The 16,572-nt window shown below is 45.8% G+C and carries 16 protein-coding genes; 2 read left to right on the forward strand and 14 right to left on the reverse strand.

The genetic code is table 11. The features are described 5' to 3' along the window. Positions 1-152: 152 nt before the first annotated feature. The 7 genes from M1D70_RS16900 to M1D70_RS16930 form a co-directional block, all read right to left on the reverse strand. The gene (locus M1D70_RS16900) at positions 153-794 is read right to left on the reverse strand and encodes a glycosyltransferase (protein ID WP_456287403.1); all 642 of its coding nucleotides are present in this window, start codon (positions 792-794) and stop codon (positions 153-155) included. Positions 795-950: 156 nt separating this feature from the next. After that, positions 951-1,583 (reverse strand): Vat family streptogramin A O-acetyltransferase, encoded by a 633-nt coding sequence (locus M1D70_RS16905; protein ID WP_456287404.1) that lies wholly within the window; start codon positions 1,581-1,583, stop codon positions 951-953. Positions 1,584-1,818: 235 nt separating this feature from the next. After that, the gene (locus tag M1D70_RS16910; RefSeq protein WP_456287405.1) at positions 1,819-3,195 is read right to left on the reverse strand and encodes an amino acid permease; all 1,377 of its coding nucleotides are present in this window, start codon (positions 3,193-3,195) and stop codon (positions 1,819-1,821) included. A 233-nt stretch (positions 3,196-3,428) separates the two neighbouring features. Next, a complete protein-coding gene (locus tag M1D70_RS16915; protein WP_456287406.1) occupies positions 3,429-4,307 on the reverse strand; it encodes a metallophosphoesterase family protein in 879 nt (292 codons plus the stop codon). Positions 4,308-4,393: 86 nt separating this feature from the next. Continuing rightward, entirely contained in the window at positions 4,394-5,212 is an 819-nt protein-coding gene (locus tag M1D70_RS16920) for a DMT family transporter (RefSeq protein WP_050802806.1), read from the reverse strand. Positions 5,213-5,410: 198 nt separating this feature from the next. Continuing rightward, positions 5,411-6,178, reverse strand: coding sequence for a DeoR/GlpR family DNA-binding transcription regulator (locus M1D70_RS16925; RefSeq protein ID WP_009591308.1), 768 nt, complete (start codon positions 6,176-6,178; stop codon positions 5,411-5,413). A gap of 191 nt (positions 6,179-6,369) precedes the next feature. Next, complete coding sequence (locus tag M1D70_RS16930; RefSeq protein WP_009591314.1) at positions 6,370-7,356, reverse strand: phage baseplate protein; 987 nt, start codon at positions 7,354-7,356, stop codon at positions 6,370-6,372. Between the two features lie 305 nt (positions 7,357-7,661). Here M1D70_RS16930 and M1D70_RS16935 point away from each other — a divergent pair. Further along, positions 7,662-8,824, forward strand: a protein-coding gene (locus tag M1D70_RS16935; protein ID WP_456287407.1) for an IS3 family transposase whose coding sequence is annotated in 2 segments (ribosomal slippage) — positions 7,662-7,926 and positions 7,926-8,824 — 1,164 coding nt in all. Because the reading frame shifts where the segments join, the coding sequence is not laid out codon by codon here. A gap of 55 nt (positions 8,825-8,879) precedes the next feature. Here M1D70_RS16935 and modB read toward each other — a convergent pair. Further along, positions 8,880-9,539 (reverse strand): molybdate ABC transporter permease subunit, encoded by a 660-nt coding sequence (gene modB / locus M1D70_RS16940; protein WP_456287408.1) that lies wholly within the window; start codon positions 9,537-9,539, stop codon positions 8,880-8,882. Between the two features lie 11 nt (positions 9,540-9,550). Next, the gene (modA, locus tag M1D70_RS16945; protein ID WP_456287409.1) at positions 9,551-10,390 is read right to left on the reverse strand and encodes a molybdate ABC transporter substrate-binding protein; all 840 of its coding nucleotides are present in this window, start codon (positions 10,388-10,390) and stop codon (positions 9,551-9,553) included. Between the two features lie 222 nt (positions 10,391-10,612). Between modA and M1D70_RS16950 the strand changes: the two genes are divergently transcribed. Continuing rightward, a complete protein-coding gene (locus tag M1D70_RS16950) occupies positions 10,613-11,563 on the forward strand; it encodes a substrate-binding domain-containing protein (RefSeq protein ID WP_456287410.1) in 951 nt (316 codons plus the stop codon). Positions 11,564-11,829: 266 nt separating this feature from the next. Here M1D70_RS16950 and M1D70_RS16955 read toward each other — a convergent pair whose 3' ends face one another. The 5 genes from M1D70_RS16955 to M1D70_RS16975 all read right to left on the reverse strand — a co-directional run bounded on the left by M1D70_RS16955 (position 11,830) and on the right by M1D70_RS16975 (position 16,533). Further along, positions 11,830-12,213 carry a VOC family protein gene (locus M1D70_RS16955; RefSeq protein ID WP_009591311.1) on the reverse strand — a complete coding sequence of 128 codons (384 nt, stop codon included), beginning with the start codon at positions 12,211-12,213 and terminating at the stop codon, positions 11,830-11,832. Positions 12,214-12,250: 37 nt separating this feature from the next. Then, positions 12,251-12,529: an ArsR/SmtB family transcription factor gene (locus M1D70_RS16960; RefSeq protein ID WP_036661013.1), complete on the reverse strand. Its 279-nt coding sequence runs from the start codon at positions 12,527-12,529 to the stop codon at positions 12,251-12,253. A 197-nt stretch (positions 12,530-12,726) separates the two neighbouring features. Beyond that, positions 12,727-15,342, reverse strand: a complete 2,616-nt coding sequence (ppsA, locus tag M1D70_RS16965; protein WP_456287411.1) for a phosphoenolpyruvate synthase — start codon at positions 15,340-15,342, stop codon at positions 12,727-12,729. Positions 15,343-15,566: 224 nt separating this feature from the next. Continuing rightward, positions 15,567-16,031, reverse strand: coding sequence for a hypothetical protein (locus tag M1D70_RS16970; RefSeq protein WP_009592531.1), 465 nt, complete (start codon positions 16,029-16,031; stop codon positions 15,567-15,569). Between the two features lie 22 nt (positions 16,032-16,053). Next, a complete protein-coding gene (locus M1D70_RS16975; protein WP_456287412.1) occupies positions 16,054-16,533 on the reverse strand; it encodes a GyrI-like domain-containing protein in 480 nt (159 codons plus the stop codon). Between the last annotated feature and the right edge of the window lie 39 nt (positions 16,534-16,572).

The raw sequence follows: 16,572 nt of genomic DNA on the forward strand, positions 1-16,572 counted from the left end.
TCCCTCTTGCGGAAAGCGAAAAACGGCTAATAGATCATATCCTACCGTTAATGATCATAAGCTCCTGCTTTGGCAATTACAAAAAGCCGCAAGGATGCGGCTAGTGTAATTGTATAATCTTCATTAATGTGATTTTCACACTCGAGTAATCCTTAGAATTTCTCAGGGAATTGCTTGACAATGCCTTCTGTCAGAATATCCGCTAAATGAATCATGTGGATCTCGTTTTTGTCGGTTGCAGCAATATCCGCTTTCCAATCTCCCTTGATACAGCTAACGACGATTTCCGTAATCAATTGGAGATGCGTATACAACATATCCTGGAGCTCCTTAAACTGCCAGTTCGGATTCGCTGCGCTTAAGAATTTGGCGATATCGTCAGCGTTTCTGTGCCAATCCGCCTCTAATTTGTCCACTTCCGACTGATTGCCGGCCTTGGCCGCAGCCACGATTTTCACTGCAATCCGAATATGTTCTCTCATTAGATCGGCAAGCTTATTCCCGGCGGCTTCCCCATAGTAAGGTTTGATCACGTTGCCAATGTCCTGCTGGTTTCGCATAAGCCGGTCCAGAACGTCCTTCTGATCAGGACGATTAGATATGGCACTCACGATATAGCTTCTTGTCCATATCGTATGGTCGATCCAAACCTTCTCCATTTCGCCTTTCAATTGGACTACTTTGGGACTTATGCAATCCGGATTCTCGCCCACCATGGCTTGTACGGGCGCTACAGCCTGAGTCATGCTAATTACGAACGCTAGGGTTAACGCTAGCAACCATTTGTTTTTCACACGTATCTGCTCCTCTGAGATGTTGGAATAAAATAGGCTGTATTATTATGATGTAAGGTTCCAATTTTTATGCAGAGGATCATATTCACGGTGCCCTGGTATTCTGCAAAGCCGCTCGATAAGTAGGTTCACCCATGAAATGCTATATTGAGCAATTTATATTTCCTTGATTTCAGTCAGATCTCCGCTGCATAACGTTTCAAGATGGTCAAAAATTTTCCGAGCAGGCCAATCCCACCATTGGATGGCAAGGAGATGGTCAATGAGTTCGTCATCAAATCTTTTCTTAATAACCCTGCAAGGGTTCCCGCCTGCAATATGATAAGGGGGGACATCTTTTACAACAACCGAATTGGCTGCTATGATAGCTCCGTCGCCGATGTGTACACCGGGCATAACGGTGACGTTTTGACCAATCCAGACATCGTTGCCAATGACGGTGTCGCCTTTAAGGGGTAAGTCGGCCAGTGCCGGAGTCGATTTCTCCCAACCGTTGCCCATGATGTTAAATGGATAGGTAGTAACACTGCCCATTCTATGGTTGGCGCCATTCATGACGAATTCAATCCCCTTTGCGATAGCGCAAAACTTCCCGATAATCAGCTTGTCTCCAATAAATTCATAGTGATGCGTGACATGCTCTTCGAATTTTTCGGCGCCGTTTAGATCGTCATAATAGGTATAGTCGCCGACAATAATATTGGGGCGTGTCACTACGTTTTTAATATAGCAAATACTTTTAATCGCCTCATTCGGGTAGATTGCGTTAGGGTCTGGCCCATATTGCATATAGAATCCCACCTTCGTTTTATATCAATCATGAGTTGTTCAGCGTCGTATTCCTATCCATGAGGTCCGATACCGGGAGACAAACTTACCTTTTCAATTTCGACGTATAGATTGGTTATCCTGTTTGAATCCTACATAAAATCACTCGAGCTCGTACCTCAAAATGAAAACATCCCATTTCCACTTTGGTGAGAATGGGATGTTGATTTGTTTCATTATTGGATGTTTTGCCAATTCATTTGTTGCTTGACTCATGGTTTTTTTGTGCCTTGTTAACCCCGGAAGCATAATAACTGATCACGACAATACCCAAGAAAACAATGCCTGTAATCAGGGAAATCCGAGTTTCATCGTTGATCCACATACCGACCAGCACCATAAGCAAAAAGGCAATCGTCACATAGTTGGTCACCGGTGCGAAAGGCATTTTGAACGGATGATCATCCAAGGCACTCCCCTTGGTTCTTCTGAAATTGATTTGACTGATCAAAATGACGAACCACGGCACCATGCCGGGAAGCACGCTTGCGCTGTACACATGCACAAACAGATTTTCCGGTGCGATATAACTTAATAACACGCCAAGGCCCAACCCCGCGAGTACGCCGATCGTTCCCAGCAGGGGCACGCCGTTACGGGACAGCTTCGTAAATATTATCGGTGCCTGTCCATTGACTCCTAATGTATAAAGCATGCGTCCTGCGCTAAATATCCCGCTGTTGCAGCCCGACATGGCGGCGGTGATGACAACAAAGTTGATGATTCCGGCTGCCGCAGTAATGCCGACTTTCGCAAACGTGGCAACGAACGGACTGCCGAGGGCTTGCAGCTGATTCCAAGGATAGACCGTAACAATCACAAAAATCGCGCCGATATAGAAGATCAAAATGCGCCAGATAATGCTTTGCGTCGCGCTCTTTAACGTTTTTTGCGGGTTCTTGGCCTCACCTGCCGTAATCCCTATCAGCTCGACGCCTTGATAGGCTCCGATCACTAACGAGAGAGCAAAGAAAAAGCCTGACCATCCGCCGGTAAAAAAGCCCCCATGCTGCCACAAGTTGGAAAATCCGATCGCATTTCCGCCATTGCCTAATCCGAACAAAATCAGACCGAGCCCGGCAACAATCATCAAGACGATGGTTACGATTTTAATCATGGCAAACCAAAACTCAAATTCACCAAACGATTTCACGGAGAACAGGTTGGCTGCACCGAGAATCGCCATGGCGACGAGCCCTGGTATCCAAGCGGGCAAATCCGGAAACCAGTACTTCATGTAGGTCCCAACGGCAATGATCTCCGCCATCCCGACGATCACCCATTGGAACCAGTTGCTCCAGGCCGTCACATAGCCCGCCAAGGGATGAATGTACTTATGGCCAAAGGTCGCAAACGATCCCGTGCTCGGTTCTATGTACTGCATTTCCCCCATTGCGCGCATAATGAAGAATATAAAAATCCCTACAATAGCATACGCAAGCATCACCGATGGTCCTGTCCATTTGATCGTGCTTGCCGAACCCATAAATAACCCGACACCGATGGTGCCGCCCAAAGCAATCATCTGAATGTGGCGAGCTTCGAGCCCCCTCTTTAGTTCATTGTTTTTCATTCCAAGTTTCCCCCTCTGTTACTCTCTTAGCTGTCAATTTGAACAAGAGCAAAATCTAAACACAGATATGTAAGCCTCGATCCAGTTGTAGTATCTTTTTCCTGTGAAAACAATTATATTCATTTGGTAATCCTGCAACGGAGACGGAAAAACCCTCCATTTACCCGACAGCCGAGTTCAATCATAATGAACCGATGTCGTTGAATGGAGGGTTCTGTTGTAGGCGTTTTCAATTATTCGGATTGCTCAGGGATGTTACATTCAAACCGGACATTCTCCAGCCACTTGCCTGCAGCGAAATCCCGGCCTCTGACGATTACACGATCTGCATAAACCTCGACGAACAGCCCCTGACTCCCATCTTTATGCTCGTCTTTATCCGTCCATAGGTAAGCGACAGAGGATCCGTTAAACATATAAGGCAGTTGTTCCTGTCCATCGAACATCGTATGCTGCGCTTCCAGCTCCCAGTGAGTATGCCCCGTGAACAGAATGGCATGCCGGTGCTTAGCCAGAACTTTCTTGAGCGCTTCGTCCTGAGCAACGCCGTACCACCGCTGCGACTCATAAGATCCTGCAACCGTGTCTTTAAGCGGCTGATGCAGGAAGACGAAAGCCGGTTGAGCCGGGTTCTTGCTCTCCGTTAGCTTAGTGTCGAGCCATGTCAGCTGAGCTTCGGACAAGGAAGCAAACAGCTCCAGCCCCTCCTCGGTTCCGAGGAAGATAAAGTGGTACCCGTTAACCCAATGATCGTGATAGGGTCCGCTCATCCCCGTGGCATCCAGATAAGCTCCCAAACGTGAAGGCCAATGCCCCAGACCGACATCGTGATTGCCTGTAGCAAAATAACTGACCGGCAATCCTGCGCCATGCTCCCGCCATATTCTGTGAAACTCCGCATATTCCTCCGTACTCCCTTGGTCGGTTAAATCGCCTGCGTGCATAACGCCGTCACTGTCCGGCACCATTCGTTTAATATCTTCTAGTGCCCTCGCCAAATTACAATTGTAGGTATGTCCGGGGTCCGCCTTCACGTGCGTATCGGTGATAACCTGAAATCGGAGCAGCACGTCCTCGTTCCGGTTTCCTCCTTCTTGATTCCGCTTGTTCAAACTACTCAATCCTCCTTCAAAATGATGTCGAATATGGCCGACGCGTTATCCCCATGTTCACCGCAACGGTAAATGCCGTCTGCTAATCATATGCCCAGCATGCCTACGAGTAAGATTCCGATAAAGATAATGCCGGCCGATATGAGCCGCAGCCCTCCTTGACCTTCCTTCAGCAGCAATACGCCCAGCAAAGTGCCGAATACGGTTCCAATTTCCCGAAGAGGCGCTATGTATATTAATGGGGACATACTCATGGCAAACAAGAACAACAAATATGAGCCTGGAGAAAGAATCGCGCCAACCGCAAGCCATTTTCCATGTTCTCTTATCTCTCTTACCCAGCCGATTTCGCCAAAACGGATAAACGGGGCCAGCCCAAGCATAAATCCGATATTGGATATTTCCAAAAGCAGCGTTGGCGAAAAATGCTGCAGATTCACTTTGTCTACCATCACATATGCCATCGTGCAAAACCCCACGGCTGCAGTATAGAAAAGAACCCTGTGAGGGGCATGAAATCTTTGCTTCCTCATAAAGATGCCGCTTGATAGAAAGAAGCCAAATGCAATCAATCCGAGTCCCAGCCATCCCCAGACGGATAACCGCTCGTTCAGGAGAATGACTCCGCAAAGAGGCAACAAGAATGTGGAAATGCCTCTCATCATCGGGTAGACCTGGGATAGGTCGCCATAGGTTAAGGACTTGGACAAGAAATAGGCATATCCCCCTTGAATGAGCACGGATAGGAATAACAATAGATAACCTGACATGGGTGGATTCGCTGTGACGATTTCGATCATAAAGCCCGGGAGCAGCATAAGCGTGGTGGGGATATATATCATAAATAAAAACAACTGCTTATTCCCACTCGACTTTGCCAACATATTCCATACCGCATGCGCCATGCCAGAGCCTATAACCAATAAAACTGCAATTGAAATTATTGCACCCCCTCGAAAACACTGTTTTACACAATATTATGCTTATAAATACACATATATACAATTCGAGATTGATCGTATCATGGGGAATTCTTACTGTCAATTGATATGATGAGCAAAAAAAAAGAACCTCGTCGGAAGGCTCTTCTTGTTCCTTTGAATTTATTGGAAATCGATGTTGACTCCTGCCTCCTGATATAGTTTAAGGACATCTTGCCCTAGCCCGGAGTCCGTCACAATCCGTTCAATCTGATCCAATCCGCAGACCGGTGTGAGCGAAACCGCGTTAAACTTACTGCTGTCTGCAAGCACGATGACCTTGTGTGCCCGGGCCAGCATTTTCTTCTTCAACTGAATCTCGCTTAACCCATAATCCGTCAAGCCTTCGGTCAGGGATATGCCGCTCACGCTCATAAAGAAAAGGTCGGCATGAAACTGAGTGACAAAGGATTCGGCAAAATCGCCGACCACGCAATGTTCCGAGTTACGTACCACCCCACCGACAAAGATGATCGTGAAATGAGGTTTCTCCATAAGTATCGATGCGATCTGAAAGGAATTGGTCAGTATCGTCAATCGATCAAAGCGGGTCATCAATGCCTTGGCGAATTCGGTATTGGTGGTGCTTACATCCATGAACAAGGATTGCCCTTCTTCCACGTAGCGGAGGGCAATCTGGGCCAACTCCCGTTTCTCTTGAAGCCTCTTCATTTCCCGCACGGTAAAAGGCAGTTCTTTCTGATAGTCCGTTGCCGGCAAGGTTGCCCCGCCATGAACCCTTTTTAAGAAGCCCTCTTGTTCCAGATATTCCAGGTCTCTTCGAATCGTCTCGAAAGAAACTCCGAATTGCGCAATTAAATCCGTTGTCTTGACCGATTGGATTTCGTGAAGCAGTTTCATGATTTGTTGATGCCGATCATGTGCAAGCATTCAATATTCCTCCAATAAACGACTACCGTGTTTGAATTACTAGTACAGAATACCACAAAAACACACAATCTCACATTGTTCTCTGATTTTAAGACGGTGATAAGAAACGATTTATACTTGCTGGGGACCGGACATACTAGTTACAATCTCGAAAAAAGCCGCCATTACATGGCGACTTTTTCGTAAAACATTTAAAAAATCGTATCCGGCACATAGTAAATTTTCTGTGTGTTTTTCTTGTTCTTGGGATCCGTCACGATCGTAAAATAAACCTTCCCGTTCTTGGTCTGAACGCCTTCGATTTCATGCTTTCCCACATTCGTAATTTTTACAAGGCTCTTGTAGGCTCCCGAGCTGGTCATCATGGCGATCTGCGGGGTTTGGCCTTCGGCGCCTCCCGAGGTGTAAATTTTGGAGTTCCCCAGCATATCTGCACCCTGAAACGATCCATTCGGTCTAATAATACGGCTGCCGGATTGAGTGAAACTCGCTATGCTCGCTTTTACCGCGGCGGCACTGTCCATTCGAACCTGCTTTTTGCTGTCCAGAAGCTTGTTCAGGGACGCTGTGCTGTAAATGGACCAGGTAACGGTCTTTTCCTTGGTTTGTACGCGGAAGAACGTATATTTGCTGTTGCCGCCCCCGTCGACCCTATAGGTTGTGCCTAATCGTTTGCCGGTCTTGTTTGCATAATTCATATAGACGAACCGGTCCAGCTTCGTATAATCGACCTTTGATCCCGCCTTGTATTTTAGTCTTGCCACTTGGAGGGACCAGAATTGCTTAGTAGAAGGATCGGCCTTGGAACTGAAGTAGAAATAATTCTCCCCTTTGTACGTATACATATCAAGCGTTTGGCAATGGCCGGTATTTGTGACGGTCATTTGGTCTACGTACTTCGCGTCTTTCCCGCTAATAAGGAGCCTGGAAAGATAGCATGTACCCTTAGACCGCTGCGTAACGTAAACATACTTGTCTGCAATATATGCTTTTTGTACGGCCACATTGTGCTTAAGCCCTTTAAGATTATAGGCGAGTTTAGCCGAAGCATTCACGGTTTTGCCTGGTGATGCAGCTGCAGCCGGCAGGACCGGCATGATAAGTAAAAGAATGGCGAGAATGAAAGACGTAAAAATCTTCAAATTCCTACCGCTGAGAGCAAAGCGCTCATGAAACATTAAGATACCTCCTTTGGCATGATGACTCACCGGGGTGGATATGAAACAGGAATAAATGGCTGACGACAGCTAATCACAATCCTCCTTTCGCTTTGCACGTATTCAGCACTTTTTTAACCTGATGTGATGGATAAATAAAGTGCTTTAACTAATAATTACCCTTTTTTTGAAAGAAATCAATATTCATGAAGTTCCGAGACATGAAAAAAAGCCGCTGTGTTTGGTATTATCCCCTTTTAGTAGACAAGAGAAAAAAGACATCTGTTAAGATGGACTTAATCTTGCCTAACGAAGGGGATTTTTTCATGGCTAAAAAAGGACAAACTTACCAACGGTACTCCTTGGAATTAAAATTGGAGGCGGCCCGACTGGTCAATGAAGAACATATGAGTATTCGTGAAGTAGCAAAACGTTTAGGTATTCAAAATAAATCTCAAGTACAAGTATGGGCGGCGAAAACGAAACGTGGAATGAGCCTAGAACCTGCCACATCCAAACGGGGACGCCCCAGAACGAAGTTTTCCAGTATGGAAGAAGAGATGGCATACTTGCGAGCGGAGATTGAATATTTAAAAAAGCAGTATCCAAATCTGCACAAGGAGTGACGAGTAAAGCTGCTAGATTTCAGATCATAGAGGACTTGCGAGTACGCCATCGTCTTGTTTGGCTCTTGAAGTTAGCCGCGGTTTCCCGTTCAGGCTATTACAAGTGGAGAAAGAGCTTGCAAGCGGCAAAAGAACGTAGACAAAAGCAGCATGAATTGGAATCCCATCTGCTTGCCATCCATCGCATTCATCCCTACTTTGGTTATCTTCGAATGACGGTAGCTTTACGGAGGGAAGGCATTAGGGTCAACCACAAAAAGGTGTATCGATTAATGAAACAATTAGAAATCTGTTCTGTCATTCGGAAGAAGCGTCGATTCTTTGGAAAACAAGCTTCCGTGGTGAATCCGAATCGGCTTCAACGCCAGTTTAAGGCGGATACGCCACGAACTAAACTGGTCACAGATATTACCTATATTCGTGCTGGAGAACAATTTGTGTACCTGTCTGTGATTCAGGATTTATACAATAACGAGATTGTAGCTTGGCATTTATCGGAACGAAATGACCTCGCTTTGGTTCATGAAACGCTGGATAGACTCCGTCAGCACGTGGATGTGAGTGGGGTAATCCTACACTCAGATCAAGGATTTCAATACACGTCAAAACCATTTAACCGTAAACTGAAACAACTCGGCATGCTAGGCAGTCACTCTAGGCGAGGAAATTGCCTGGACAATGCCTGTATCGAGTCTTTCTTCTCTCATTTGAAGAGCGAGAAAATATACTTGAATGAGGCAGCAAACAAAGCTGAGGTTGAACAGCAAGTGAGTGAATACATTCTGTTCTATAACCAGAACCGATTCCAGAAAAAATTAAACGACCGTTCCCCGGTAGAATACCGGGAAACGGCCGCAGCTTAAATCTTGTCTTTTTTGTACTGTCTACTTGACAGGGTTATGACCAGTTTAGCGACTTTTATTGATCACTTCGCCTCGTAAGAAGCAACATTATAAAGGAAATCATGATCATGGATCCTGTCCAAGCCCATGCCATCGTCGTATTGCCCGCATCAACTGCAACGAATATGGCCGTAGGAATGGTCTGCGTTTTGCCCGGAATATTGCCTGCTATCATTAACGTTGCTCCGAATTCACCAAGTCCACGAGCAAATCCAAGAATATAGGCAGTTACCAACGAGCGATAAGTCAAAGGAAGCGTTATATACCTGAAGACCTGCCACTCATTAGCTCCGTTTGATCGAGCTGCTTCCTCGACATCCCGATGGACAGAAGAAAATCCTACCTTCATCGTTTGGTAGACCAGCGGGAAGGCTACGACGACCGAAGCGATCACGCCAGCCCACCAAGAAAAAATGACGGGCGCGGCAAAGAGCCATTCTATCCATTGTCCAAACCAGCTTTTTCGACCTAGTATGACTAATAGCACAAAACCAACCACGGTTGGCGGAAGAACTAACGGGAGCATAAAGGCGGTCTCAAGAATCGTTTTGCCTTTAAAGGATTTGCGTGACATCCAACAGGCAGCAGCCACTCCAATCAGGACAACCGTTAGGCTGGACAGTACGGAAACCTGTAGTGACAGTTTAATCGGTAACCAGAATTCGTTCCAATTCATATTGGCCCTAATCAATTCAGAACGGAGAATCCGTACTTCACAAAGACGTCCAGCGCTTCTTGAGTCTGCAAATAAGTGTAGAAATCCTCAGCCTCTTTTCGATGTTTCGTTGCCTTTACGATTCCAATCGGATATTCAACAGGCGTGTATGTTGCGGGATCCACAGCAAAAGCAATCTTCACTTTGTCAGAGGTTAATGCGTCCGTTTTATACACAAACCCGACATCTGCATTACCCGTTGCTACATATTGAAGAACTTGACGTACGTCTTTACCTTGTACGATCTTGGATTGGAGCGAATCCCAGAAGTTCGTTTTTGTAAGTGCCTCTTTAGCGTAACTTCCCGCAGGCACACTTTCAGGAATGCCAATGGCAATATTCTTTATTTCGGACTTGGACAAGTCGGCAAAGCTTGCAACCGGTACTTCTCCATCCGCAGACACGACAGCCACCAACTCGTTGTTAAGTACATTTTTTTGTTGATTTGCATCTATCAGTTGTTTATCCACGAGCACTTCCATGTTCTTGGCTGCGGCTGACAGGAACAAGTCGGCTGGTGCTCCCTGCTCAATCTGCTGCTGCAATGCGCCGGATGCGCCAAAATTAAAATTCAATGTGATATTTGGATTCTTTGTTTTATAATCCTCCTGGATTTCCTTTAGAGCATCTGTCATGCTTGCTGCCGCAGATACGGTCAATTCAACCGTTTTTGCTGCTGCCGAAGTTGGCGTACTCTTATCCGCAGCTTGAGAATCGGTATGGTCTTTTGCTGCCGTACCGCAACCCGCTATTACTAATATCATGGTTAATACAAGAGATAAAACCACGCTAATCTTTGCCGGTTTAATCATGGGTCCTCCTCCAAAAACTATATTTAGTTATAATCAAGCATAAACATTATACTTTCAGGCGCAATTATTTGTAAACCAAATATATCTATTTATATCTAATTAATGATATCTATATAATCTGGAAAGGGAAGAAATCAGGAGAATCGTTTGAATTCATTCAATTGTGTTATAATTAGCCTCAAATGTTAAACAACTTAAACAGTTAACCGGGAGGAACATGATATGTCCAATGACATGTCTTATACAACGGAGGAAATTGCCAAGCTCTTAAAAATATCCAAACTTACCGTGTATGATCTGATCAAAAAAGGGGAGCTGCCCTCTTATCGGGTCGGCAAACAAATGCGGGTGGATGCTGCTGACCTGGAGGCCTACAAACAAAGGACGAGAACGGTTCCGGTATCCAACCAACCTGTTGAGGCGCTTTCGCCTTCACCTATTCAACCGCCTACATTCACCAGTGGGAATCGCCCGATCGTCATTACCGGACATGACATTAGCCTAGATATCTTGGCCAAACATATGGAACAAACAATCCCCGCCATTCGGCCCTTGCGTTCATTTGTCGGCAGCCTCGACAGCTTAATCTCTATGTACAGAGGCGAGTCTGATATCGTCAGCACGCACCTCTTGGACGGAGATACCGGTGAGTACAATCTTCCGTATATTCGAAAGCTGCTCGTTGGTTCTTCCTATGTGGTCGTCAATCTTCTTTCTAGAAGCGCAGGGTTATATGTCCAGCCGGGGAACCCCTTCGGTCTTAAAGGGTGGTCTGATTTAGACCGTTCCGGGCTGCGATTCGTGAATCGCGAGAAGGGATCAGGCGCCCGCGTATTGCTCGACGAACAGCTCCGCCTTCACGGAATCAATCCGGAGCAGCTTTCCGGCTATGATCATATACAGACTAATCATCTCGGTGTGGCGACGAAAGTTGCTACCGGTGAAGCCGATGTTGGCGTTGGAATTGAGAAAGCAGCCTCGATAATCGGTCAAATTGATTTTATTCCTTTGATTCAGGAGCGTTATGATCTTGTGATACTTAAAACCACGTGGAGTCAGACCTGGATTCCCGCCCTTTTGCAAATTCTGCAATCGGGCACCTTCCAAAAGGAGCTGCGTTCGATTCCGGGGTTTGATGTATCCCGTACAGGAGAGGTCCTGTTTGAGACTTGAGCATGAATTCTTGGCAAGGTATTAAGACTACCGAGAAAAAGTTTCGTAGCTGTCACCACCGGGGCCGAGCGATCAGCTCGTTTGCCGCATGCTTCGCTCATGGAACCTCGCCGCGCGGGAGTAGACAAGTTCTTCTCAAGGAGTTACGGCAGCAATTTGCATGCTAAATAAATAAAAAGCCGCATACGATGCGGCTTTTATCGTCTTCATGTTCTTGTTGTCCTACACGATTCAGAAGAGTCAGGGTTATCTAACAAATCCGTAAGTTACTTCTGCACGATCTGAATAAGGTTCCCGCAGGTATCGTCAAAGACAGCTATTGTGAGTTCGCCCATTTTTGTCGGTTCCATCGTAAACTTCACGCCTTTTCCCCTTAACCGCTCGTACTCTTTGCGAATATCTTCAACGCCAAACATGGTTGCCGGGATGCCTTCGGCAAAGATCTTCTTTTGATACTCCTTTGCAGCAGGATGTTCATTCGGTTCGAGCAAAAGCTCAGTACCGTCTTGAACATCGGGCGAAACAAGCGTTATCCACCTGAATTCTCCGACAGGAACATCCTCCTTTATAACAAATCCGAGCTTCTCTGAATAAAACTCCACTGCCCTGTCTTGATCCTGCACGAATATACTGGTTACAATGATTTTCATGATTTTATGGCCTCCTCCAGCATTATAAAATTAAAAATTACTCTATCCATCCTTTCAGCAAATTCTTCAGTGGTTCGTTGTTAAAGATAATGACTCGATATTTCCCCTTACGCTTTGTTATGACCAGTCCGGCATCCTCCAATGCAGCAAGATGTTTAGCTATCGCTTGCCGCGAAATGGAAAGGTTGTGCTTCATGATGAGACGTACCGTAAGTTCATACAACGTCAGCTCATTACGTTCGGATAATTCGTCTAACATAAGCCGCCGAGTTGGATCACCAAGTGCTTTGAATATTGCGTCTTTGTCCCACTTCATAGTCCAATTATAAGCAACCCCAGGGTTGCTTGTCAATAAGCAACCTTAGAGTTGCATGAATAAAACGTAACTTATAATATGCTTCCTAAGTCCGCCAATCACCCCAGCCGATTAGTATCCATGGAAGGCATCTGCTTCCTAGATGTTGTTCAATAATTGAAAAAGCCGCGAAAATCGCGGCTTCATGTTGGTGTTTATTATAATATTTCCACATACCCCTCTGTTCCATTCACGCGAATGCGCTGTCCATCCTTGATCCTTTTGGTTGCATTCTCGACGCCGACTACGGCAGGCAATCCATATTCACGCGCAATAACGGCCCCGTGGGTCATCAGTCCGCCCACTTCGGTGATCAATCCTTTAATGGATACAAACAATGGCGTCCAGCTAGGGTCCGTAAAGGCAGTGATTAAGATGTCTCCTTCCTCCAGATCAGCGTCTTCCATGTTTAAGATGACACGTGCTCTTCCCTCAATAACGCCCGAAGAAACTGGCAGCCCTACAATGGCTTCAGCAGGAATATTTTCCCGTTTGTACTCACCAACAATGATCTCGCCATCCGATGTGATCACACGCGGAGGAGTCAGTTTTTCATATAATTTGTATTCGTCTTTTCGTTTGTTGATCATTCGGTAATCCAGTTTATTTGTGCGTACGACATCGTGAAGCTCTTCAAAAGAGAGATAATATATATCTTCTCTGTCATGAATAACGCCCGCTTCTACAAGTTGTTCGGCTTCTTTCAGTAAAGCCTGCTTATATACGAAGTAGCGATTAACCATGCCGTATTTCGGATACTCCCGATAACCAATGAAATTCCGGATAAGGTCGATCATTCGTTTGGTTTCTGCGGCTTTTCGTTCACCATCCGGTAATCGGCTTAATCGTTCCAGGAGTTCTTGTTCTTTGTTCAGCGCTTCCTGTCGCCCTTGCTCAAACTTTCGATGGCTGGCATTAGGCTCAAAGTTTTTGATGTTACCCATAATCAATGGGATGAGCGTAGTGGGTTTCTCGCTCCAACGTGTTCTAGTGATATCGATTTCTCCGGCACATCGCATCCCGTATTTGCTGAGAAAATCACGGATCGCGTCTCGGGCTTCTCGCCCGCCATCAAACGTAACCAGCTCATCCAAAAAGTCATCGTGTTTGACTTGCTGCAAATAATCAATGACTTCCGGATAAGGACGAATCGCATCTGCGACATCGAGCAGCGCCAGACCCATTTCCGAAGTAATATTATGGGGTACAGACTGAGAAAGCGTGTCTGCTGCGTTTTTTTCACCTAGCCACTCGTTCATTTTTTCATTGATCCATGATGAAGCATTCATGGCAGCCATAAAGACAGCCGAACTTTGCGGGTCGAACAGAATCTTCTTCAATTGCTGGATATCTTCCACAATGAAATCAAATAAATCCGTCCCAGATTTCGTCTCGATGTTATGTTTTAACTCTTCGATCGATGTTTGACTTCGTTGAATCAGATCATTAACGATTGTCGGCTCGTTTTCGAATTGTGGGGGAGCACCGGCAGGCGGCATAGCATTACTGCTTTTAACGGGGCTCGCTTCTTTTTTATCATCGGGTAACGATTTTATAAAATCTCCTCGATCTATGATGGTCATAAGTGCGTCTTTCATGAGCGGATCGTGTTGTTCCATGCTATTTAATAAAAATTCTCTGCTGTTAGGCGATGCCAGATGATGTGTGACATCAACAAACAATCTTCCGCCAGCTTTGCGCATGGGTGCAGGAGTCGTTAGCAGGAAAAAAGACAATCCCAGCGGTTTCATGGGATCCGTCATCATTTGTTGATGACCAACAGAGATATAGACGCGATTTTCTTGATCACTCGCTTCAGGGATCGGGTATAACGTCGTGATCGGCCGGCTCTGAACGATATAAAACACGTCATCGGCCAGGCACCATTCGATATCTTGCGGCCGGCCGAAATAAGCTTCAATCTGTCTTCCGATGCGTGCCAGCCGTAAAATTTGTTGTTCGGTAAGGGTTTGGATCTTTTGCTGATCGGGGGCAATCGACCGGGTCTCCGTTCCGCCCTCCTGTCGTCCATAGATCGCCAATGTTTTGGCGGCTATCCTCTTATCGACGATGACCTCATCCTGTACTTTGTAACAATCGGCAGATACCAAACCGGAGACCAGCGCTTCTCCAAGTCCAAAGCTGGCATCGATGGAGAGCAGCTTTCGATTGGATGTCATCGGGTCTGCTGTGAATAGTATCCCTGAAGCCTGCGGGAAAACCATCCTTTGAACGATAACGGATAAATAAACTTGACTGTGGTCAAATCCATTTTGCATCCGGTAGATCACGGCGCGATCCGTGAATAGGGATGCCCAGCATTTACTGATATGCTGCAAGACGGCCTCTGTCCCGATGATATTTAAATAGGTGTCCTGTTGACCGGCAAAGGAGGCATGAGGTAAATCTTCAGCTGTCGCACTGGAACGAACGGCATAAGCATGTTCCTCGCCATACCGAGAGAGATAATGAGTTACGGCTTTCACGACGTCGGCAGGAATCTCTGCGTCCATAATGATTTGCCTGATCTTCCTGCTGACTTCACCAATTCGCTCCCGATCCTCTGCTTTTAGCATGGCTAGCTGTCCCAGCAAATCATGATAGGTTTCGTTTTGTTCGATGGCTTTTTGATATCCCGCGGTTGTAACGCAAAATCCTTCCGGTACGTGTATTCCTTCGATTTTTGCTAATTCCCCTAGATTCATTCCTTTTCCGCCAACGAGCAACAGCTGGTTTTGTTCCATGTCTTGAAAATCGAGAACCAAAGAACGCATTCAACATCTCTCCTAACCATTAAATTGAGAAAAAAAACATTTGACAAGGGTATTTTTAGCGTGGTACAATTAAATTGTAAGATGAGATATTTATACCCTTATACACGAATGTGTCGCATTCCGATTGTATCATCGTGTCTATGTAATTGCAATAATAAAGAACCTGAAATCAGAGGATTCAGGTTCTTTTTTGGGTTTTCGTTATTTATTTGACTGCTCACCGCTTAGTATTCCTTTTTAATTACAAAGAACGAGCCCCGAATGGTTCCGGCTAATTTGGACTTCTGCCTTGCAAACTTAAACTTCCCTTCCAACTCCTGCGGTACCTCCATCCCCTCCGAAAGCTTAAAACCGACAGCCCGCTTCTTAGGATCATCAACCGTATACATGACATTGACCGCGAGGCCATCCTCATAAAAGACGAAAGCCCATTGGATGTTTTCCACTTGAAAACGCGACGTCTCCAAAGGTTTGGCCGCAAACTCAAGATCTCGTTCTTCTTTCAATATCCGGTTCACATAATCCAAAGTCTCCTGGCTATCGCCGGCTGGTACAACCGTAAATTCATGCTTATATTTGTTCATGAAGTAACGCGCCTCATTCGCTCGTAAACCAGCAAGCGCTTCCGCTGCGGGCGAAGACTCCAAACCAACCGTAGATACATTTTTAAAATCAACGATATAAGCCATGCCGCTTCTCCTTTGATCTTATTTATTTCCTTACGACGGGAATCCACAATTCGCCACATACGAAGCCGTCCCGCTCTTCCATCTCCACCGTTGCATTCGGCCCGCCGACATAGGCAAAATCCTTGGCAGACGGCAATACTTGACCAAAGGCAATGCCGGTAAGTTTATGGCCCAGCTCATCCGCGGTTTTCCCTTCCCCTTTTACAACGAGGTATTCGCCTTTAGGAAATTGAATTACCCTAGTAGCTTCTGGTAACGACTCCTCCGTCATGACGCCGGCATAATACATCATCTTGTTATTGACTGCCTCGTTCACGGCAAAAATGTAATCATTAGCAGCTACGGCCTTTAAGGTGTCCAGTCTTCCGTCTTGCTTCACCGACTCCCAAAATTCCGTTTTTTCCTTGTTGATGCCGGCATAATCCGTGTAATCGCTTTTAAGTTCGGTTCCAATACCTAATACGATAAAGCTGTCTTTTTCCTCAAGCGTATAATTCCCCATATTCAAAACCTTCCTTTTTTAAAATTTTTCAAATGATTT

The organism is Paenibacillus sp. AK002, from assembly GCF_053903045.1.

Excerpts from the sequence above, each read along its gene's own strand:
- M1D70_RS16920 (WP_050802806.1), bottom strand. The coding sequence starts at position 5,212 with ATGGCGCATGCGGTATGGAATATGTTGGCAAAGTCGAGTGGGAATAAG.
- M1D70_RS16955 (WP_009591311.1), bottom strand. The coding sequence starts at position 12,213 with ATGAAAATCATTGTAACCAGTATATTCGTGCAGGATCAAGACAGGGCA.
- M1D70_RS16925 (WP_009591308.1), bottom strand. The coding sequence starts at position 6,178 with ATGCTTGCACATGATCGGCATCAACAAATCATGAAACTGCTTCACGAA.
- M1D70_RS16910 (WP_456287405.1), bottom strand. The coding sequence starts at position 3,195 with ATGAAAAACAATGAACTAAAGAGGGGGCTCGAAGCTCGCCACATTCAG.
- M1D70_RS16975 (WP_456287412.1), bottom strand. The coding sequence starts at position 16,533 with ATGGGGAATTATACGCTTGAGGAAAAAGACAGCTTTATCGTATTAGGT.
- modB (WP_456287408.1), bottom strand. The coding sequence starts at position 9,539 with ATGAATTGGAACGAATTCTGGTTACCGATTAAACTGTCACTACAGGTT.
- modA (WP_456287409.1), bottom strand. The coding sequence starts at position 10,390 with ATGATTAAACCGGCAAAGATTAGCGTGGTTTTATCTCTTGTATTAACC.
- M1D70_RS16970 (WP_009592531.1), bottom strand. The coding sequence starts at position 16,031 with ATGGCTTATATCGTTGATTTTAAAAATGTATCTACGGTTGGTTTGGAG.
- M1D70_RS16905 (WP_456287404.1), bottom strand. The coding sequence starts at position 1,583 with ATGCAATATGGGCCAGACCCTAACGCAATCTACCCGAATGAGGCGATT.
- ppsA (WP_456287411.1), bottom strand. The coding sequence starts at position 15,342 with ATGCGTTCTTTGGTTCTCGATTTTCAAGACATGGAACAAAACCAGCTG.
- M1D70_RS16930 (WP_009591314.1), bottom strand. The coding sequence starts at position 7,356 with ATGTTTCATGAGCGCTTTGCTCTCAGCGGTAGGAATTTGAAGATTTTT.
- M1D70_RS16960 (WP_036661013.1), bottom strand. The coding sequence starts at position 12,529 with ATGAAGTGGGACAAAGACGCAATATTCAAAGCACTTGGTGATCCAACT.
- M1D70_RS16950 (WP_456287410.1), top strand. The coding sequence starts at position 10,613 with ATGTCCAATGACATGTCTTATACAACGGAGGAAATTGCCAAGCTCTTA.